Raw genomic sequence first — 19,408 nt, 5'->3', positions numbered from 1 at the left:
GGTGCCAGACGCTCACCAGAAGCGTTCCGGCTCCTCCGCCGGCGGACGGTCCGTGCCGCCCCAGCGGTCGGCCTCGGCCTTCGCGGCGTCCGCGGCCGCGTCGGCGCCGTACAGCGCGCCCTTCGCCTCCGTCGCGCCCGAGCCGATCGGGTCGACGCGCAGCACCGTTCGTCCGGCACCGCCGATCGTCACCGTGCACTCGATCACCCGGCCGATCCAACGGGAGAACTCGCCACGCACCTCGTCCGTGCGTCGGTAGCGGATGCCGGTGTCGAGGTCGACGACGGCGAGGACCACCGGCTCCTCGGTGAGGGGATCGATCTGCTCGATCACCTCGACCCGGTGGCCGTGGGCGATGGCGACCTGCGCGGTGATCACGAGCAATCTGTCCATGACTACACCCTACGAAACCCCTGCGGGAAGACAACCGGGTCATCGTCCAGAAAACTTTCGCAACTTTCTTTGTCCCCCAAATGGTGGACAAGACAAAACCGATGTACTCTGCTATATGTAGCGGGGGCTACGGGCTGAGACCTGGGGAATCAGCCGAAGAGTGCAGCGATATCTTCGCCGCCTCCCCAACCGTCCGGGAAGGGCGGTGGCCCTCTCGACGAGATCGTCTGGGGACGGGTCAGTCGGGAGGGCAAACCTCCCCCGCCCGCGGGTGAGGCTCAGGCGCCGCCGGTGTTCTCGCCTGCGGCGCGATCCGGCGGCAGCTGTCGCACGATCGCGTCGACGAGCTCCATGGTCCGCACGTTCTCCTCCGCACTCCGGTCGTCACGACCCAGGTCGCCGGTGGCGAACGCTGCGATCTCGTCGACGAAGCCACGCAGCACCAGGTCCTGCGCACCGCCCGACATCGTGCTCACGGCCGGCGTCAGGGACGTACTCTGCTCGCGCGGACGGCGCCAGTCGCCACCGCCGACGGCCCCGCGGCGCACGACCAGCTCTCGCGTGTCGGTCATCGTCACCATGCCGCGTTCGCAGGTGATCGTGGTGATGTCGAGCTCGCTCGTGTGTCCGGGACCGTTGGTGAGGTGCAGGGTGCCGACGACACCGGAGCGCATGCGCACGGTCACGAGCACCGTGGCGGCCAGGTCGCTTCCCGCGAAGGCGACATCGACCCGCTCGACGTCGCCGAAGAGGAAGCGCACGAGGTCCACGTGATGGATCGCCGCGAGTCGGATGAAGTCCGCCGTGGTCGGGGCGAAGGCGCCCGCGTCTGCACCGAAGCGCACGTCGAAGGAGAGCAGGGGCCCGAGTTGCGCGGTCGCCAGCAGCTCCTGAAGGGCGAGTACTGCCGGCGCATACCGCTTCATGAAGGCCACCCGGAGCACGACCTCTCGGCTCGTCGCGTGGTCGGCGAGCGCCCTCGCTTCGCCGGCATCCAGCCCGAGCGGCTTCTCGGCGAGCACATGCACCCCGGCGTCCATCAGCTCCCGGACGATCGCTGGCTGATCGGATGGCTGGGCGCAGACGATCACCCGATCGAGGTGAGGATTGTCGGCCACCATGTCGCCGACGCTGCCGTACGGGCGCGCGTCCCCGAAGCCTGCGCGGACGAGTGTCGCAGCGGAGCGCTCCGCGTTGCGGCTCGCCATGCCTACGATCTCGACACCCGCGAGCGCAGCCGCGGGCAGGAGGTTGGTCCGCGCATGGAAGCCCGTCCCGACGAAACCGACAGGGTGCATGACTGTGGCCTTTCCCGAAGCATCCGGATCTCGCGGGTGCTCGTTCTCGGCACTCGCGGTGTCAGCCTAAGACCGATCGCAGCAGATTTGTATATGCATTCTAATTTTGTATCTGTAAGCTGACGCGCATGACCGCTTCCGATATGGCCGCACAGGACAACTCTCGGGTCGCCTGGATCCGCTCCCGAATGGCGCTGCTGGCCGACGTGCGGCAGGAGCTCGAGCGCACGCGACCCTTCGCCGGCCACCGCATCGGCATGTCCCTGCACGTGGAGCCGAAGACCGCGGTCCTCGTGGAGACGCTCGCCGCCGGCGGCGCCGAGCTCATCGGCACGGGCAACTTCGGGTCGACGCAGGACGATGTCGTCGACTACCTGAACTCGCTGCCCGGCATCACGATCCACGGCCGTCGCGACGACACCCTCGCGCAGCACGAGGCCAACATCGCCGCGGTGCTCGACGGCGCCCCGGACATCATCCTCGACAACGGAGCCGATCTCGTCGCCGGACTCGTCGCCCGTGGCACGACCGGCACCGTGATCGGCGGGACCGAGGAGACCACCAGCGGCGGCGATCGTCTTCGCACGGAACTCGCCGGCGCCGTGCCCTTCCCGGTCATCGTGATCAACGACAGCCTGCTCAAGGCCATCGGTGAGAACAAGCATGCGGTCGGGCAGTCCGCGGTCGAGAGCTTCATGCGCATCACGAACGCGATGGTCCCCGGGCGGCGCTTCGTGGTCTTCGGCTACGGCTGGTGCGGCCGCGGGGTCGCTCACTACCTTCGAGCGCTCGGTGGCAAGGTCGCTGTCGTCGACACCGACGAGCTGAAGGCCTTCGAGGCGGCCCTCGACGGGTTCCGCGTCGGAAGCGCGACGGATTTCGCCCACTGGGGAGACGTCTTCATCACGGCGACGGGCCGCCCCGGCGTGCTCCCCTACGAGATCATCGAGCAGATGCACGCCGGTGCGATCATCGGCAACGTCGGACACTTTCCCTGGGAGATCGACGTCGAGACGCTGCGTGCCAGAGCGACGTCGACCACCTCGCTCGGCTCCGCTGTCGACCGTATCGACCTCCCACACGGCGGGCATGTGATCCTGCTGGCGAACGGCCGCATGTTTAACCTCGCCGGCAGCGAGCCCAAGGGGAACTCGATCGAGTCGATGGACCTCGGATTCCTCCTGCAGACCCTGTCGCTCGTGCGCGTCGTCACCGATCGTTCGGCTCTCTCCGCAGGACCCCAGCCCGTGCCCGACGACATCGATCGCACGATCGCCCGTCGTATCCTGGCAGTCCTCGATTCCTCATCCTGACGACGGAGAGACACCCTTGGTCGAACAGCAGCCCGACTATGCGGCACCCGCCGTGGACAAGGCTCTCGACATCCTCGAGACGCTCGCCGCCGCGGCCGACGGGCTCAGCCAGCTCGACATCGCGAAGGCCGTCGATCGCTCGCCAGGCCAGATCTTCCGCGTGCTGCTGCGGCTCGAGAAGCGCGGCTACCTCCACCGCGACCCGCAGAGCGGCCTGTACCAGCTGTCGATGCGGCTGTTCGACCTCGCGCATCGCCAGGAGCCGACCAGGTCGCTCATCGCCGCCGCGATGCCGGCCATGCGACGTGTCGCGGATGCGACGCGACAGTCCTGCAATCTCGGCGTGATCGACGAGGGCCGCGTGCGGATCATCGCGCAGGTCGAGAGCCCCGACGACTTCGGCTTCCACGTGCGGGTCGGAGCGCTCTTCCCCCTCGACGGGACCGCCAGCGGCCACGTGCTCTCCGCGTTCAGCTCGGTCGCGCACACGGAGATCGACGGCGCGATGCTCGCGGGGATCCGTCGCGACCGTCTCCTCGTCCGCCCCGACTCCGCGCAGCCCGGCATCACCGACATCGTCCATCCGATCCTGCGCAGCGGGCTCGACGAGGCGGTCGCCGCATTGACCGTGCCCTACATCGCCACGAGCTACAGCAAGGTGCCGGCCGAGGACGTCTCCGCCGCCGCGGAGCGCGGTGCCCGTGAGATCGAACGCGCGCTCGGCATCTGAGTCGCGCCGGTTCCGCCACCCCTACGCGCGGTACCGCGACCGCCCGGCGACGATCGTCTCGATCACCCGCGCCTCGAGCAGCGATGCCGGCCCCTCGACGAACGGGTCGGTGTCGAGGATGACGACGTCGGCGGCGAACCCCGCGGCGATGCGGCCGCGCCAGTCGCCATCGCCGACGGATGCCGCGGCGTCGCGCGTCGCGTGACCGATCGCCGCCGCGAGCGGCAGCGCGTACTGCGGATGGACCGCGGGAATCGAGCGGTCGAGCGCGGAGGCGCGCGTCGACGCGACGTACATGTTCGCCAGCGCCTCGTGCGGGGCGGTCGGCGCATCGGTCGAGAACGCGAGCAGAGCACCCGCGTCCTCGTACTCGGGCCACGGGAACGCCCGGTCCACCCGGTCGTCGCCCAGCATCTCGGCCCAGTTGGCGAAGATGGCAGGGTCGCTGTGCACGGGCTGCATCGAGGCGGTGACGCCGAGTCGCGCCATCCGCTCGGCGGTGCCAGGCGCCGCGTACTCGAGGTGCTCGATGCGGTGACGACGCGGCCTGTCGCCGTTGACGGCGATCGCGTTCTCGATGGCATCCAGGGCGATCTCGCTGGCGTAGTCGCCGATCGCGTGCTGCGCGACCTGCAGGCCCGCGGCATCCGCCGCCGCGACGACAGGGTTCAGCTGCGCGACCGGCCAGATGGGCGCGGCGTTCGTGCCATCGGCGTAGGGATGCCGCATCGCGGCGGTGCACGCATCGATCACGCCGTCGAGGATCAGTTTGATGCCGACGACGCGGAACCAGGGCGAGGAGGCTTCCCGGGCGAGCTCGGCCGCACGCGCGACCTGCGCGAGGTTCTCGCCATCGTCGCCCGTGTTGGTGATGAGCCAGTGCGCGGCGACGCGGATCGGCAGCTCTCCCCCATGACGCTCCTGCGCGCGCTGGAGCGCCGCAAGTCCGAACTCGTCGAACGCCATGTCGACCGCCCCCGTCACGCCGGCGGCGAGGTAGGCCTCGATGACGCGGTCCGCGTCCGCGTCACGGTCGGCGTCGGTCGTCGTCGCGTCGCGGTGCGCCCAGGCGTACTGCGTCGCCGCGGTCTCGTAGAGGAGCCCGGTCGGCTCCCCCGAGGCATCCCGGGCGAAATGGCCTCCGATCGGATCGGGGGTGTCCCGGGTGATGCCGAGTTCGACCAGAGCGGCGGTGTTGACCCAGCACGAGTGGTAGTCGTTGGCGTCGAGATACACCGGGATGTCGGCGACGACGGCGTCGATCATGGCGGCCGTCGGTGCGCCGCCGGGGATCGAGTCGAAGAGCCAGCCTCTCCCCCGCAGCACCGCGGCCTCCGGGTTCGCAGCCCTGGCATCGAGCAGCAACGCCTGGATGTCGTCGAGCGAGCGCGCCGCGGTGAGCGGCACCTGCCCGAGTGCCGCTCCCGCCATGAGCAGATGGGTGTGCGCATCGGTGATCCCGGGCAGCACCAGGCGGCCCTCCAGGTCGACGGTCTCGTCGGCCTCGTCAGCCTCGGGAGCATCGCCGTTCGAGCCGACGTACGAGATCGTGTCGGCGTCGACCGTGAAAGCCTCGGCCCAGGCCGTGACGGGGTCGGGGTCGCCCGTGAAGATGCGTCCGTTGATGTAGCGAGTGGTCATGGTCGACCGTCCTTTCCGAGGGGCGTGCGCAACAGGCCGGCATAGAGCACCGCGGCCACGAGCATGCCGACGGGCACCGAGAGGTCGATGTAGCCCAGGGCCTGTGCGATGGGACCGCTCCAGACGCTCGTCGACAGGCACAGCGCGGTGACGATCCCGCCGACGAACAGCGCGGTGATGCCGGGGATGCTCCATCCCGCCGAGTACCAGAACCGGCCGCCGGGTCGGTCATGGAAGAGGTCGATCCCGTCGTAGTCGTAGCGGCGCAGGATGACGTCGACGACGAAGATCGCCATGGCGGGTCCCGAGACGATCACGAGGAACTGGAGCATGAGGTTCGCGGCCTCGAGCAGGCTCGACGACAGGACGAGGTAGATGGTCAGCGCCGTGCCGACGACGCCGACGATGATCGCCGCGGGGATGCGACGCAGGCGGAACCCGATGGCCTGGAGAGCCATGCTCGAGGTGTACGCGGTCATGGCGTTGAGGGCGATCGTGTTGATCACGACGCCGAGCACGAGGACCGGCCCGAGCCAGGAGGGAAGAAGGTCGATCAGCGCGACATCGATGCCGGTCGCGAAGGCGGCCTCGCTCAGGCCCGTCGCGAGCAGTACGCCGACGGTCGTGAAGACGATGAACGGGATGGCACCGCCGAGCGCGGTCGCGGCCGCGATGTGCGACGGCTTCGTCTCACGAGGGAGGTAGCGGGCGATGTCGGGACTGTTCATGAACGACAGCGGCGTCGACGCGAGGATCGTGAAGCCGATCGAGATCGCCGACCACAGGGCGGGGCCGCTGAGAGTCTCCGGGGCCGAGTACTGCCAGTCGACGGTGGGCAGGATGAACGCCGCGACGGCCAGGAAGATGACGAACAGCGCCCCGGCCATGTACGGGTAGGCGCGCAGGATGAGTCCGTGGCCGAAGATCGCGACCAGGATCGTGACGGCGGAGACCACGAGGGTCACGCCGATCGGAACCCAGATCGGGTCGGAGATGCCGACCCGCCGCAGCAGGTCGGCGCCCAGGAACGACGATGCGAGCCAGGTCAGCGAGAGGAAGACCGCGCCGATGAACCATCCGACCACGGCGACGAAGAGCCGGTTGCCGAGGATGCCGTACATCGCCCTCGTCACCACAGAGCCCGACGTGCCGGATGCCGGGCCGCTGCCGGCGATGATGCCCGGCAGGACCCAGAGCAGCGAGGCGGCGACGATCACGGCGACCGCCTGCCAGATCTCGAGACCGAGCAGGATCAGCGAAGCGCCGATCGTGAGGTTCAGGATGCTGACGCTCGGGGCCGCCCAGATCAGGAAGAGGTCGCGCGCCCTGCCATGGCGTTCGGCGTCGTCGATCAGCTCGATGCCGCGGGTCTCGGGGCGGGAGGCCCCGTCGAGAGCCTCGGCGTCGATGGAGGGGATCTGGGTCATGGAGTTCCTTTCGGGAGGAGAGCGCCACTGCTATTGGTCACATGCCCAATGGACTATTGGTCACTCATTCAATAGCATGGGTGGGGTGACGTCAAGCACTTCTTCCCACTCCGCTCCGCCGCGTACCCGCAAGCCTCCCGAGGAGCGGCGCGAAGACATCCTCGCGTGCGCTGCGGCGATCGCGATCGAGGAGGGACTCGAGCGCATCACGCTCCGCGCTGTCGCCGCGCGACTCGGCGTGCGCCCCGGCCTGATCACGCACTACTTCCCCGTCGCGGAGGATCTGGTGGTCGCCGCGTTCGCCCGCGCCGCGGTCCTCGAACGCGAGCAGTTCTTCACGACCGGTGGCACGCCGATGCAGCGGCTGGCACGCTTCGTGGATCACGTCGAGCAGGGCCGCTCACTCCCGCTCGCTCGACTCTGGCTCAACGCGCGACACCTGTCGCGATTCAGCCCCCCGCTCGACACCGAATTGCAGATTCAGGACGAGCTCGACCGCGAGCGCCTGACGGCGATGATCGAGGACGGCATCGCCTCGGGCGACTTCCCCGGCGCGGATGCCGAGTCCGCCTGCATCCGGATCTTCATCGCCCTCGACGGAGGCGGATCGTACGTGAACTCGTCGCAGCCGATCGAGCACCCGGCTCACACGCGCGTGGTCGCGGATGTCGCGGAGTGGGCGCTGGGATTGGAGGTCGGCGCGCTGCGGGAGGCGATGGCAGCGCTGCCAGGCTGAGCGGCTCCGCCGATGAACGTGCAAGATGAGGGGCATGACATCGGAAACCCCCTCCCCCAAGCAGTTGCGTCTGATCATCGAGACCGACGACTTCGACACCGCGGTGCGGTTCTATCGCGACGTGCTCGGCATGCCGGAGCAACTGGCCTACGCGACCGAGGGCGATGACCGCGTGGCGATCCTGCACGTCGGCGTCGCGACGATCGAGCTGGCCACGCCGACGCACGCCCGGAACATCGACGACGTCGAGGGCGCACCACGCACACCGGGCGCCCTGCGGATCGCGCTGGAGGTCGACGACACGGAGCAGGCCGTCGCCGCGGCGACAGGCGGCGGCGCCGAGCTGATCTCCCCGCCGGTGAAGACGCCTTTCCGGAGTCTCAACGCCCGCGTGCAGGGTCCGTCCGGCTGGCAGGTGACGTTCTTCCAGGAGCTGGAGACGCTCGAGGAGCGCGCGGCACACGAGGGCTTCACGACCGACGACGCGCGCGAACGCTGACGCCGCCGGTCAGGGGCGACCGTTTCACCGATCGACGGTGAACCACGCCGTCGGGCCATTCGTGAGCAACGGTGCCTCCTTCGCCCCGAAACGGGAGGCGGCATCCGGCCACGCGATGAAGTTCCTCTCCGCTCGGCGCGCGATGTCCTTCGTCATCGGGTCGACAGCGAACACGCTCATCCCGCCTGTGCGCGCCACCCGCATCAGTTCGCGGATGTACTCGGCGGTGCGGGTGTCGCCGGTCGGCACGGATGCCCGCAGCTCGCCGTTCCGCAGGCCTTCGTCCTCGGAACGCGGCCGCACGAGGCTCGCGAGGCCGGCACCGACGATCGCGTACACCCACCCCCGACCGGACGGATGACGCACCACGTAGTCACGATGGAACATGCTCTCGGAGATGATGCTCGTGTCCACGAGGGTGACGTGAGGGCCTGCGCATTCGCTCAGCGATGAGCGAAACGTCGGGGTGGATGTCTCGGGTTGTCGAGTCGCGTCGACGAACCTCACCGAGGGAAGACGGGATCGCACCGCATCGCTGAACTGTGCTTCATCCGCGGGCGTCATGAAGACGCAGAGCCGATGGAGCTTCGACGGTGAGCTCATGACACCAGGGGTGACGTGATCTTGGTCGCCCGGTAGGACTGCCCGTCCTTCGTAGCACGCCACCGGCGCCAGTGCTTCGCCGACAGTCGGAAGGGCAGGTGCTTCTGCACATGAGCGGCAGCAGGGTGCAACCGGTCGTCGGCGGGGAATCCGAGCCAGAGCGACAGAGAGGAGGCTGTCGTGCCGAACATGGCACGCACCCCGGACGCGCCGAGGAGGCGTCCGTACCCATCCACCGCGAACCGACCGAACGCATCGGCATCGATCCCCTCGTACGGCGTTCCCGTCGCAGGGTCGACCAGAGCCACCCGTGCAGTCCAGACCAGGGAGGCCAGCGGATGCCCGTGGCCGGTCACCGCTCCCGAGCCGGCACTGCTCAGAACGTCGAGCGTGGCATCGACGTCATCTGGGCGAACCCGCCATTGGGTGTGTGTCCGCTGCCGGCTCTGCGGTCCGCCGAGGTGCGCCGCCGCGAACGATTCGAAGCGGTCTCCGACGTCGGGCGGGCCTCCGGCCCAGAGCTGGAAGGACATCTCCGGTGCACCGACGGTCAGCACGGCGGCGTCGAGGAAATCCTGCACGCTCCCGTAGGCCACGCGGGGGTTCTTGGTGCGAAGCGAGTGCGCACCACCCGCCGAGGTCGGCAACCCGTCGTAGGTCACGACCTCCTGATTCGATGTCACCCCTCCATTATCCCGGCAATGTGGATGCGAGCGAAGCACGTACAAGCGCACCGGAACCGGCGCGGCGCGGCAGGAACGACGACAACACGCGCCGGTAATCTGGGTCCTGGCGTGGCCGAAAGCAGGCGGATTCAGGGGAGAGTGGATGAGGGCGTCAACGAGCAAGCGGACCATGGTGTTGCACAGTGCGCACCGGGAGCAGTTCGACGTGCCGGACAGAGACCTCGTCTTCTACGACCAGCCCTACGACGCCGAGAAGCTGTCACGCATCACCGATGTGCACCTGTGGTCTCCTCTCGACGGGCCCATCGACCGTCTCCCGGAGATCATCACTGCGATGACGGGGCTGAAAGCCCTCAGCATCGGGCCGGGGCGGGTCCTCCCCACCGTCGTCACCGAACTGCGGCAGGGCGATCTCCCGGAGAGTCTGGAAGACCTCTCGGTGCACATCGGCGATCGGACCCTGGTGTGGCCGGATGTGGTGGTGCCGAACCTGAAGAGCCTCTACGTCGGCGAACCGTTCCGATTCAAGAACGAGCATTTCCCGCGGCTCCGCGCGCTCTCCCTCTATCCGCAGAGATCTCTGAACAACGTGCGGCAGGCGCTCGAACTGCCGCTGGAAGAACTGAATCTGTTGAACGTGCCCACCGACGAGGAGATCTTCCGCCTCGTCGAACCGGTGGGCCTTCGCCGTCTCGGACTGATCGGTGGACGCACGCTGACGAGCATCACCGGGATCAGCGCGCTCCCGCAGTTGGAGTCGTTGCGGCTGAAGAACCTCACCGCGCTGGGTGACATCTCGGAGCTGGCTGCTCTCCAGCAGCTCGAGGTCCTCAACATCCAGTACTGCAAGAAGATCGTCGGCATCGCCGCCGTCAACGACCTCCCGCGACTGCGCAGGCTCACCCTGGTCGGATGCGGGAACATCGGACTCGAGACGATCGAGGCGAAGATGTCGACGCTGGAATGGGTCAACACAGGCGCGACGACGTGACGGTCTTCCAGCGTGCCGCCGAATCCCTGCAGGAAGCCGGGTGGAGGTGCGAGCCTCCCCCGCCCACGGAAGAGGGCGTTCCTTCCGCGCTGCACACGGCATCCGAAACGGTGATCCGCTGGGTGTCCTCGTTCGCACTCCTGTCGAATTCAGACGAGACGGTGTGGTTCTTGTCCCGCCACGACTACTCGACCGGCGCCGAGAGTGCGTTCGCTTGGAACGAGTGGGAACAGCTGAGCATCGAGGCAGCGACGACGGATGCTGAGACGGAAGCGGTCTCCGGTTTCTGGAAGCGCCACTTGCCGATCCTGCTCTCCGTTCGCCACGGATACGAGTACCTCGCAGTGCGAGACGATGGAGCAGTCGTCCACGGAACGGAGCCGGAGTTCGAAGAGGCGGATGTCGTGTTCTCTCACTTCGAGGATCTGCTGAAGCACATCATCGCGCAGCCAGCGCGACGCGACCACGTCGTCGACGGATTACTGTTCGATGCCACCAGCGTCCCTGAGACGGCGCCAGACGGCTAGCTCGCTACCTCCGGGTCCAAGGCCAGATCGTCCGCATGTCCAGCAGCGGCGGCACGCGCATAGCGCCGCGCGTACGCTTCATGCGCTGCGTCGGCTTGCTCTTCGCCGTCCCATTGGTCCGGCAGCGGCTCGCCCTCACGACGTGAGCGTGTCACACGTGCGAGACCGAACGCGACGGGCGTGTTCACAAAAGCGCACCGCGTGAAGCTCGTGCCCGCGGAGAACGTGGCATCGACGAACGTGCAGTCCGTGAAGGTGGTATCCGAGAAGTCGGCTCCGCTGAGGTCGGCACCGTCGAAGGTGCAACGGTCGAATCGAGTATTCGGCAACGATTTCACCACCCGTAGGTCAGCCCCGGTGAAGTCGCACTCGGTGACCTGCGTGCCGATCGCCAACCCCTTCAGTGATGCGTCACGGAAACTGCATCGCACGAAGCCGCGGTCGAAACGGGGCTGCCCGGTGAGCGATACAGAATCGAACAGGCAGTCGGAGAGCTCGGACTCGAAGAACATCAGGCGGCCTCGTGCGCGGCGGAAGTCGACGCGGGACAACGTGATGAACCGGAACTGCAGGCCATCCCGCCCCGCTTTCACGCCGCAGATCCAGCCGGCCCTCATCCGTCGCAGCCCAGTCGGTGTCGAACCGATGCGGACCCTTCACGATGCGCGCCTGCTCCAGAACCTGCTCCTGCAGCGCAGCCAGCCGATCCGGTGTCCAGCGGCGTGAGAGCTCGGCGTCGCCAGGCGCTTTCACTGGCTCGTCTTCTCGGCAGCAGACGTGGCAGCATCCGGAGTTGCATCCGCGCCGGGGGTGGCCTCTTCGTCGATGAGGAAAGCGATCTTCCCTCGCTCCGCGTCCACGTCGAAGGCAGAGTCACGGGCAGCGATGCGACCCATGAGATCGGCGACTGCCGCGTGAATCGTCTGCCGCAGGAACGCGATCGGATCAGAAGCGGCGCTGACATCGTCGTTGCTGATCCGGATTTCTCCCGTGACAGTGCGTCGCGGCAGAAACACCCGCGGTGTCCGCAATCCGGACGGGCTGGGCACCAGCGTGATCTCGCCACCGACCGTGAGGAAGAGGTCGAAGTGGTACGAGAAATCCACGGTTCGCACGCGCTGTTTGATCCGGGCGAGCTCCTCGATGAAGCCCGCCTGCGGGGACGGTCCACCCCACACCGTGCGGAACGTGAGTCGCCCCTGCGGCACGCTGTCGCGTGCCGTGCTGACCGGTTCTCGCGGGCTCGCATCACGGTATTCGTCGGTTCCCACCGGAGCAGTTTATCGACGGCGCTTCGAGGGCTGCTTGGTGCAACGAAGTTGTCGCGTTCGGCTAGAAGTCGAGGAAGCCTGCGACGACGTCGCGCACGATCCCGTCTTCATCCGGTGTTCCGTAGAAGTACACCGAGCCGTATCCCCACAGGTATTCCGTGATGACGTCTTCGAGCTCGCCCTCCACAGGCCACCCCTCCTCATCGATCTGGAAGAGGAATCGATGCCCATCGGCGCGCACGGCGTCAGCGAACGCAGGCTCACCCTGAATCAAGACGGGTTCGTCATCGATCCGCACCAGAGCCGGCGTGGACGCGGCGTCCGGTCGCTGGATCAGCGCTGTCGCACGCAGTCCCGGCCACCCCAGGTCGTCCCGCGCACCACGCGGTGAGGGATCATGGACGATCGCCCGCATCGCCATGTCCGGATAGACGACGTCCTCGTCTTCGATGCCGAAGCCGGCACGCAACACCACCGACACCTCACTACTGCCGGTCCACGATGCGCAGCCCGCGGCAAGAGTCAGCAGATACCGATGCGTCTCCAAAAGCGGATGCGTCTCGATCACCGACGGCGGAGCACCACCCAACCGCGCCCCATCCCCGCGATCCGGCAATGCGGGATACAAGAGCACAGGCATGGTTCAAGCCTATGGGCACCTCGAAGGCGGTCACAGGCAACCCGCAACCCAGACTGGTCGGCGTTGCGCGGACATGCAGAAGGCCCGGAGACTCTCACGAGTTTCCGGGCCTTATGTGGTCGGGCTGACAGGATTTGAACCTGCGACCCCTTGACCCCCAGTCAAGTGCGCTACCAAGCTGCGCCACAGCCCGTTGTTCCGCACTTCCGCGCGGGCAACTCCCCTATCTTAGCCTGACCGGACGGCGCTCCGCGAACCGGTGCGTTGCGGGTGTCGGATGCTCGGCGTAGCGTGCGGTCCATGGCGACGATCACGACCGAGGTGGCGACCACCGCCCGCTGGGATGACGTTCAGCACGCGCTCACCGGCGGTGGAGACGGCGCGAGCTGTCAGTGCATCTGGCCGATGCTGAGCAACAAGGACTGGAACGAGACGACCACTCCGCAGCGCACCGAGATGTTCCGCGCCGAGATCGACGACGGCCCTCCGCCGGGGATCATCGCCTACGTCGACGGCGAGGCGGCGGGGTGGATCCGCATCGGTCCTCGCACGAAGCAGGCGCGCATCCCGCGGACGCGCATCATCGCCGCCGCGTCGACCGAGCCGTTCGATGACGAGTCGGTCTGGGCCGTGACGTGCTTCGTCGTTCGACGAGAGCATCGCGGCACAGGTCTCAACCTCGAGCTGCTGCGAGCCGCGGTCGACTTTGCACGGAGATCGGGCGCTCGGCTGATCGAGGGCTACCCCGTCGACACGCGTGGTGAGAAGCAGCGCGCGAACGACCTGTTCCACGGCACGGTCGGCACCTTCCGCGCCGCAGGCTTCTCGGAGACCACCGAACTCAAGCCGGGGCGCACGCTCGTGACGCTGGATCTCCGCTCATGAGCGACGAATCAGAGCTCCCCGCCGCAATGGGCAAGGTGGCCCGGCGCGAGCTCGCGTTGCACGGTTTGACGCGGCTCGATCAGTTCGACGGCACGTCAGAGAAAGAACTGCTCGCGATCCACGGCGTCGGACCGAAGGCGATCCGCATCCTCCGCGAGCACCTGGATCGGGCAGGCCGGATGCTGGCGCCATGACCGGGCACTAGCGTGAAGTCATGAGCGACGAGCATCCGACCATCGACGATCCAGAACTGGGCACCCTCGCACGTGCGACGACCGAGCTGACAGACGGCAGCGTGCTCACTCACGACTGGTACAGCGGCACCGTCGTCATCGACGGCGTGGAGCTCGAGCTCATGCTCGAGGGCACGAGTCCGCAGGACGTCACTCCCCTGCTCCCCCGCGTACGCGAGACGATCGCCGATCTCACGTCGCTCCGGCGGATCGCTTCGGATGCCGTGGTCACGAACTTCAGCAACGGCGAACCCGAACCTCACGAACTCGACGACGCGGCATCCGACCTCACGCTCGAGACGATCGAGGCCGCCGCCGACGGCACCATCATCCTGCATCTGATCGACAGCTGCGGCGAACATTTTCCCGAGGGGTACTGGCCCGCCGTGCACCTCGGCGCGGGCGGCGATGTCGAACAGGTCACCGTCGAATCCTGATCCGGCGGGATCGATGAAGCGTCGAGAATACGATGGGGAGATGCAGCGCCGCAGTCTGAGCCCGACGATCACGTGGGCATTCGCCCCCTTCGTCGCGGTCTCGGTCTTGCATGTCGTGCTCCTGGCCGTCGAAAGCCCGGCGGCGGGACCGACGAAGCTGCTGCTGATGCCGCTCCTGGCCGTGCCGGTGCTGCTGTCCGCCCGAGCCGTCGCGCCGCGTCCGGCGCTCATCCTGCTCCTGACCGCTCTGCTGTTCTCCTGGCTCGGAGACAGCGTCGGCGCATTCTTCCCGACCGCACCCGAGCTGCCGTTGATGCTGCTCTTCTTCGGCATCGCGCATCTGGCATACATCGCCCTGTTCGTCCGCCATCTGGGAAAGGGACGGATGCCGTGGTGGGCACTCGTCTACGCCGCCTGGTGGGTCGCGATGCTCATCTTCCTCGGCCCGCACACCGGCAGCCTGCTCATCGCTGTGGCCGTCTACGGACTCGTGCTGGGCGGCACGGCGGCATTCTCCGCACGATGCCACCCGCTCGTCGCTGTCGGGGGCGCGTTCTTCCTCGCGAGCGACACGATCCTCGCGTTCCGACTGTTCCTCCCCGACGCCCTCCCCGCCTGGAGCAACCCGGCCATCATGCTCACCTACACGATCGGTCAGGGCCTCATCGTGGCCGGCGCCCTGGTCGTCCTGCGGAAGCGGAGCTCATGATGGTGGATGCCGCGCGGGTCGACAGCTGGCTCTGGGCCGTCCGCGTCTACAAGACGCGCTCGGCGGCGACGACCGCATGCCGCGCGGGGCATGTACGCGTCAACGGCGAGAAGGTGAAGGCCGCTCAGGCCGTGCGCATCGGCGACGAGATCCGCATCCGGATCTCCGGCTTCGACCGGATCCTCGCCGTGCGCCAGATCCTCGTGAAGCGCGTCGGTGCCCCCGTTGCCGCCCTGGCATACGAGGATCGCACGCCGGAGCGTGAACCGCAGGCGGCGCTCGGACTCCGCGATCGCGGCGCTGGAAGGCCGACCAAGCGCGAGCGTCGAGACATCGACAAGCTCCGCGGGCGGGACGAGTTCTTCCTCGAGTAGTATGCTGCCATATTCGAACATATCTTCTAATCTGGAGGTATGGCACAGCGGCGGACGGATTTCGACCTCGATCTCGAGGAGCGTGGTCGTGTGCTGGATGCGTGGGTGGAGAAGAAGCGGCAGATCGCGGTGCTCGAGTGCGAGGCGATGGGGCTGATGGTGGAGCAGATCTCCATCCACGACGTTGATGTGGCGGGGAGTCCGTTTCATCGGGATGCGATCTACCGGTCGATGGTCGCGGAGTTCTCGGCCGCGGGGCGGATCCCTCAGGGAACGATCGAGTTCGCGTTCACGGACGCCCGCACGGTGAGTGGCGAGTTGCCCGCGGTGTGGGAGGCGTTCGGGTCGGGACGGATCAGTGCCTCGCATGTGCGGGAGATCTGTCGGGCGAGTGCGATCGTGTCGGAGGCGATCCGCAACAAGAAGGCGGATGCCGGCGTGATGGGGCTGTATGAGGCGGCGGTGCTGGTGTTCGCGGAACGGGAGACCGCTGCCCGCACCGGTGCGCATGCGAAGCAGGTTGCGGCGGCTCTGGTCGGGGAGACGGTCACGGACCGGCACAAGCGGGCGGCGGGTGAGCGGGGTGTGAAGGTCCGCTCGGTCGGTGATGGGCTGGCGTTGTTGACGGCGGTGTTGCCGGAATGGCTCGCGGTCGCGATCACGGACCGGTTGGCGCAGATGGCCCGACAGGTGATCCGGAACCGTACTCACGCCGGTCGCAACCCCTACGGCCACAGCGGCTCCGGTACGGACTCCGACACGGATTGCGGAGCCGGTTCTGACGTCGACCGCGATGCCGACTCTGACTTTGACGCTGACTGCGACGCCGACGAGGGCAAGATCTTCAGCGACGACACGTTCGCCACCGACCCGGAGACAGACACCGATTCAGACACGGAAGCTGTCCCCGCGGACACGCGCACCTGGGATCAGGTGCAGGCGGATCTGTTCGCCGACCTCCTGCTCACCACTGACCCGAGTGCCGTGCAGGGTGGCGGGCTGGACAACATCCAGGGGCGCATCCAGGTCACGATCGCCGGAACCACCCTGACCGGCGAGGATGACCGTCCGGCGGAGCTCGACGGGTACGGGCCGATACATCCCGATATCGCCCGGGACCTCGCCGGACGGAACACCGGGTGGTCGCGCTTGTTCCTCGATCCGGACGGGATGGTCGTTCAGACCGACACATACTCCCCGACGGAGGGGATGCGACGGTTCCTGCGTGCCCGGGATCAGCACTGCCGGTTCCCCGGCTGCCGGATGCCCGTGCACCGGTGCGACATCGACCACAACCACGACCACGCCCGAGGCGGCAAGACCCGGATCGACAACCTCGCCCACCTCTGCCGCCGCCACCACACCCTCAAACACCCCGACATCCCGGACACGCACCGGTGGACGGCGCGACAAGAACGCGACGGCACCATCACCTGGCACAGCCCCCTCGGCCGCGACTACGACGACCGACCCACCCACCGCGTCATGTTCATCTGACGCAAGAACACGACCCGAGAGAGGACGTCCCTCGTGCTAGCTCTTCGCGCGGTCCGCCTGCGACAGCAGATCCACCAGCCATCCGGCAGATCGAACCTGCGCGGCACCAGCCTGCTCGACGCGTTCACGAAGCGCTCGGTCGCTGGTCACCACCAGGACCGTCTCGCCTGCCGCGACTCGTCGCTCGACCTCGGCGACGAGCGCGTCGTCACCCGAGGCATCCGCGTTCACGACCGACACCGAGCCGGCGTCCAGGCCGGAGGCGATGCCCCGTGCCTGACCCTCCACGACCAACGTCACCTCGGGGAACCACAGGTCGCCCTCCACGCCGAGATCCGACGCGGGGACAGCCAGCCCCTCCAGCCGCGACCGGAGCCGGGAAGCCGCACCGGCGCGATCCTTCCACCATCCGTTCGGCACAGAACCGACCACGTTCGCACCGTCGACGACAACCGCAGGACGAACATCGAGCAGCGCCCGCAGCGCCGGCCAGGCGTCACCGAATCCGGGATGCAGCGGCCGCGTCGCAACCTCATCGACCGGCACCCACTCGAGAGCCACGCTCTCCGGGTCGCTGATCACCGGCTCGAAGGGCACCTGCACATCCGCGATGACGGTCGTGTACGACCAGATCTCCAGATCGAGCACGCTGATGAATCGGGCCCTGACCGCGCCATCCGGCACGCCCGCTTCCTCCTGGGCCTCGCGGATCGCACCGACGATCGCCGTCTCCCCCTCGTGCAGCGCACCGCCCGGCAGACCCCACGTGCCGCCGAAGTGGCTCCACGAGACGCGGTGCTGCAGCAGGATGCCGCGGGCCGGGTCGAACGCGAGCAGCCCGGCTGCGCCGAACCGCCCCCAGTACTTCTCCCCCGACTCCGCGACCACCCAGGCATCACCGGGGTTCCGCGGCCCGTCGGGGCGACGCGGCTCACCGGTGGCAGGAGGTACGACAGTCACCCCCTCAGCCTTTCACAGCATCCGGGCATCGTCACCACCTGGCGCAACAGGCGGGAACAGCTCAGCGCTGACGCTTCTCACGCACGCGCATGTTGACGACGATCGGCGTTCCCTCGAACGAGTACAGCTCGCGCAGGCGACGCTGGATGAACCGGCGGTATCCCGGGTCGAGGAACCCGGTGGTGAACAGCACGAACGTCGGTGGACGCGTCGACGCCTGCGTGCCGAACAGGATGCGCGGCTGCTTGCCACCACGCAGCGGGTGCGGGTGCTCGGCCACGAGCTCGGCGAGGAAGGCGTTGAACTTGCCGGTCGGGATGCGACGATCCCAGTTCTCGAGCGCCGTCTCCAGCGCCGGGACGAGCTTGTCGAGGTGACGGCCCGTCTTCGCCGAGATGTTCACGCGCGGCGCCCAGGCGACGTGCGCCAGGTCCTGCTCGATCTCGCGCTCGAGGTAGCGACGACGGTCGGCGTTCTCGAGGTCGTCGTCGTTCAGGCGATCCCACTTGTTGAACGCGAGCACCAGCGCACGGCCCGACTCCAGCACGAGGTCGATGATGCGCACGTCCTGCTCGCTGATCGTCTCCGACACATCGAGCACGACCACCGCGACCTCCGCCTTCTCGAGAGCGGCCGAGGTGCGCAGCGACGCGTAGAAGTCCGCGCCCTGCGCCATGTGCACGCGACGACGGATGCCGGCCGTGTCGACCAGGCGCCACATCTTGCCGCCGAGCTCGACGACCTCGTCGACCGGGTCGCGCGTCGTGCCGGCGAGCTCGTTCACGACGACGCGCTCTTCTCCGGCCGCCTTGTTCAGCAGCGACGACTTCCCGACGTTCGGTCGACCGAGGATCGCGACACGGCGCGGTCCGCCGATCTCCTGCTTCGCGACGGCCGAGATCTCAGGGAGCTTCTTCAGCACCGCGTCGAGCAGGTCGGCGACGCCGCGGCCGTGGATGGCCGAAACCGGGTAGGGCTCGCCGAGACCCAGCGCCCACAGCGCTGCGGCTTCGGGCTCCTGCCGGGTGTCGTCGATCTTGTTGGCGACGAGGAACACCGGCTTGCCGCTCTTGCGGAGCAGCTTCACCACGTGCTCGTCGGTCGAGGTCGCACCGACCATCGCATCCACGACGAACAGCACCATGTCGGCGAGATCGATCGCGATCTCCGCCTGCATCGCGACCGAGCGGTCGATGCCGCGGGCGTCGGGCTCCCAGCCGCCGGTGTCGACGATCGAGAAGCGGCGATCGGCCCATTCGGCCTTGTAGGTCACGCGGTCGCGGGTGACACCGGGGGTGTCCTCCACCACAGCCTCGCGACGGCCGAGGATGCGGTTGACGAGCGCGGACTTGCCCACGTTCGGACGACCGACGATCGCCACCACCGGCAGTGCCGGGCTGAACATGATCCCGTCCTCGCCCATGGTGATGCCCGCAAGGAGCGCGGCATCCTCATCGTCGAGCTCGTAGTCCGCCAGACCTGCGCGGAGCGTCTCGGCGCGCTGATCGGCGAGTTCCTCGTCGATCAGCTCCATCTTCTCGGCGAGCTGGTCGGGGCC

The 19,408-nt window shown here is 67.8% G+C and carries 23 protein-coding genes and 1 tRNA gene; 12 read left to right on the top strand and 12 right to left on the bottom strand.

Annotation, left to right across the window (positions count from 1 at the left end; translation table 11 throughout):
- Nucleotides 1-12: 12 nt before the first annotated feature.
- The gene (locus tag ABD648_RS00200) at nt 13-393 is read right to left on the bottom strand and encodes a hypothetical protein (RefSeq protein WP_282216742.1); all 381 of its coding nucleotides are present in this window, start codon (nt 391-393) and stop codon (nt 13-15) included.
- A 278-nt stretch (nt 394-671) separates the two neighbouring features.
- On the bottom strand, nt 672-1,691 hold the full coding sequence (locus ABD648_RS00195) for a Gfo/Idh/MocA family oxidoreductase (protein WP_282216741.1): 1,020 nt from the start codon (nt 1,689-1,691) through the stop codon (nt 672-674).
- A 128-nt stretch (nt 1,692-1,819) separates the two neighbouring features.
- Here ABD648_RS00195 and ABD648_RS00190 point away from each other — a divergent pair, with 128 nt between their 5' ends.
- Together ABD648_RS00190 and ABD648_RS00185 are read left to right on the top strand one after the other, a co-directional pair.
- Nucleotides 1,820-3,004 carry an adenosylhomocysteinase gene (locus tag ABD648_RS00190; protein WP_282216740.1) on the top strand — a complete coding sequence of 395 codons (1,185 nt, stop codon included), beginning with the start codon at nt 1,820-1,822 and terminating at the stop codon, nt 3,002-3,004.
- A 16-nt stretch (nt 3,005-3,020) separates the two neighbouring features.
- Nucleotides 3,021-3,734 (top strand): IclR family transcriptional regulator, encoded by a 714-nt coding sequence (locus ABD648_RS00185; RefSeq protein WP_282216739.1) that lies wholly within the window; start codon nt 3,021-3,023, stop codon nt 3,732-3,734.
- A 21-nt stretch (nt 3,735-3,755) separates the two neighbouring features.
- Here ABD648_RS00185 and ABD648_RS00180 read toward each other — a convergent pair whose 3' ends face one another.
- Complete coding sequence (locus ABD648_RS00180) at nt 3,756-5,375, bottom strand: amidohydrolase (RefSeq protein ID WP_282216738.1); 1,620 nt, start codon at nt 5,373-5,375, stop codon at nt 3,756-3,758.
- Complete coding sequence (locus ABD648_RS00175) at nt 5,372-6,802, bottom strand: purine-cytosine permease family protein (RefSeq protein WP_282216737.1); 1,431 nt, start codon at nt 6,800-6,802, stop codon at nt 5,372-5,374. Before ABD648_RS00175 ends, ABD648_RS00180 begins: the two co-directional genes overlap by 4 nt.
- 76 nt (nt 6,803-6,878) lie before the next feature.
- Between ABD648_RS00175 and ABD648_RS00170 the strand changes: the two genes are divergently transcribed.
- Together ABD648_RS00170 and ABD648_RS00165 are read left to right on the top strand one after the other, a co-directional pair.
- A complete protein-coding gene (locus ABD648_RS00170) occupies nt 6,879-7,538 on the top strand; it encodes a TetR/AcrR family transcriptional regulator (RefSeq protein ID WP_282216736.1) in 660 nt (219 codons plus the stop codon).
- Between the two features lie 34 nt (nt 7,539-7,572).
- The gene (locus ABD648_RS00165) at nt 7,573-8,037 is read left to right on the top strand and encodes a VOC family protein (protein WP_282216735.1); all 465 of its coding nucleotides are present in this window, start codon (nt 7,573-7,575) and stop codon (nt 8,035-8,037) included.
- Nucleotides 8,038-8,061: 24 nt separating this feature from the next.
- On the opposite strand, the gene ABD648_RS00160 is transcribed toward ABD648_RS00165, so the two are convergent.
- Both ABD648_RS00160 and ABD648_RS00155 read right to left on the bottom strand, forming a co-directional pair.
- On the bottom strand, nt 8,062-8,451 hold the full coding sequence (locus ABD648_RS00160; protein ID WP_282216734.1) for a hypothetical protein: 390 nt from the start codon (nt 8,449-8,451) through the stop codon (nt 8,062-8,064).
- A 185-nt stretch (nt 8,452-8,636) separates the two neighbouring features.
- Nucleotides 8,637-9,323: a hypothetical protein gene (locus tag ABD648_RS00155; RefSeq protein ID WP_282216733.1), complete on the bottom strand. Its 687-nt coding sequence runs from the start codon at nt 9,321-9,323 to the stop codon at nt 8,637-8,639.
- Between the two features lie 172 nt (nt 9,324-9,495).
- On the opposite strand from ABD648_RS00155, the gene ABD648_RS00150 reads away from it, so the two are divergent.
- Nucleotides 9,496-10,317, top strand: coding sequence for a hypothetical protein (locus ABD648_RS00150; RefSeq protein WP_282216732.1), 822 nt, complete (start codon nt 9,496-9,498; stop codon nt 10,315-10,317).
- Nucleotides 10,314-10,844, top strand: coding sequence for a hypothetical protein (locus ABD648_RS00145; protein ID WP_282216731.1), 531 nt, complete (start codon nt 10,314-10,316; stop codon nt 10,842-10,844). Before ABD648_RS00150 ends, ABD648_RS00145 begins: the two co-directional genes overlap by 4 nt.
- On the opposite strand, the gene ABD648_RS00140 is transcribed toward ABD648_RS00145, so the two are convergent.
- The 4 genes from ABD648_RS00140 to ABD648_RS00125 all read right to left on the bottom strand — a co-directional run bounded on the left by ABD648_RS00140 (nt 10,841) and on the right by ABD648_RS00125 (nt 12,948).
- Entirely contained in the window at nt 10,841-11,461 is a 621-nt protein-coding gene (locus ABD648_RS00140) for a pentapeptide repeat-containing protein (protein WP_282216730.1), read from the bottom strand. The two genes, ABD648_RS00145 and ABD648_RS00140, sit on opposite strands and share 4 nt — an antisense overlap.
- Nucleotides 11,462-11,593: 132 nt before the next feature.
- Nucleotides 11,594-12,115 (bottom strand): hypothetical protein, encoded by a 522-nt coding sequence (locus ABD648_RS00135; RefSeq protein ID WP_282216729.1) that lies wholly within the window; start codon nt 12,113-12,115, stop codon nt 11,594-11,596.
- Between the two features lie 61 nt (nt 12,116-12,176).
- Nucleotides 12,177-12,590 carry a hypothetical protein gene (locus tag ABD648_RS00130; protein WP_344708096.1) on the bottom strand — a complete coding sequence of 138 codons (414 nt, stop codon included), beginning with the start codon at nt 12,588-12,590 and terminating at the stop codon, nt 12,177-12,179.
- Between the two features lie 281 nt (nt 12,591-12,871).
- Nucleotides 12,872-12,948: transfer RNA gene (locus ABD648_RS00125), tRNA-Pro, on the bottom strand.
- A gap of 107 nt (nt 12,949-13,055) precedes the next feature.
- On the opposite strand from ABD648_RS00125, the gene ABD648_RS00120 reads away from it, so the two are divergent.
- Genes ABD648_RS00120 through ABD648_RS00095 form a run of 6 tightly spaced genes read left to right on the top strand, consistent with a single transcriptional unit; the run spans nt 13,056 to nt 16,890 of the window.
- Nucleotides 13,056-13,640 carry a GNAT family N-acetyltransferase gene (locus ABD648_RS00120; RefSeq protein ID WP_282216727.1) on the top strand — a complete coding sequence of 195 codons (585 nt, stop codon included), beginning with the start codon at nt 13,056-13,058 and terminating at the stop codon, nt 13,638-13,640.
- Nucleotides 13,637-13,834 carry a helix-hairpin-helix domain-containing protein gene (locus ABD648_RS00115; protein WP_282216726.1) on the top strand — a complete coding sequence of 66 codons (198 nt, stop codon included), beginning with the start codon at nt 13,637-13,639 and terminating at the stop codon, nt 13,832-13,834. The genes ABD648_RS00120 and ABD648_RS00115 overlap by 4 nt, the downstream gene beginning before the upstream one ends.
- A 20-nt stretch (nt 13,835-13,854) precedes the next feature.
- The gene (locus ABD648_RS00110) at nt 13,855-14,310 is read left to right on the top strand and encodes a hypothetical protein (protein ID WP_282216725.1); all 456 of its coding nucleotides are present in this window, start codon (nt 13,855-13,857) and stop codon (nt 14,308-14,310) included.
- 40 nt (nt 14,311-14,350) lie between these two features.
- The gene (locus ABD648_RS00105; protein ID WP_282216724.1) at nt 14,351-15,019 is read left to right on the top strand and encodes a lysoplasmalogenase family protein; all 669 of its coding nucleotides are present in this window, start codon (nt 14,351-14,353) and stop codon (nt 15,017-15,019) included.
- Nucleotides 15,019-15,393 carry an RNA-binding S4 domain-containing protein gene (locus ABD648_RS00100; RefSeq protein ID WP_282217467.1) on the top strand — a complete coding sequence of 125 codons (375 nt, stop codon included), beginning with the start codon at nt 15,019-15,021 and terminating at the stop codon, nt 15,391-15,393. Before ABD648_RS00105 ends, ABD648_RS00100 begins: the two co-directional genes overlap by 1 nt.
- A gap of 39 nt (nt 15,394-15,432) precedes the next feature.
- A complete protein-coding gene (locus tag ABD648_RS00095; protein ID WP_282216723.1) occupies nt 15,433-16,890 on the top strand; it encodes an HNH endonuclease signature motif containing protein in 1,458 nt (485 codons plus the stop codon).
- Nucleotides 16,891-16,926: 36 nt separating this feature from the next.
- Here the strand turns inward: ABD648_RS00095 and ABD648_RS00090 are convergent, their stop codons facing one another.
- Together ABD648_RS00090 and der are read right to left on the bottom strand one after the other, a co-directional pair.
- Complete coding sequence (locus ABD648_RS00090) at nt 16,927-17,850, bottom strand: NUDIX domain-containing protein (protein ID WP_282216722.1); 924 nt, start codon at nt 17,848-17,850, stop codon at nt 16,927-16,929.
- 61 nt (nt 17,851-17,911) lie between these two features.
- Nucleotides 17,912-19,384, bottom strand: a complete 1,473-nt coding sequence (der, locus tag ABD648_RS00085; RefSeq protein ID WP_282217466.1) for a ribosome biogenesis GTPase Der — start codon at nt 19,382-19,384, stop codon at nt 17,912-17,914.
- Nucleotides 19,385-19,408: the final 24 nt, after the last annotated feature.

Origin of the sequence: Microbacterium luteolum, from assembly GCF_039533965.1 — a bacterium.
Lineage (GTDB): Bacteria > Actinomycetota > Actinomycetes > Actinomycetales > Microbacteriaceae > Microbacterium > Microbacterium luteolum.
This window is presented reverse-complemented; position numbering and strand designations above follow the sequence as displayed.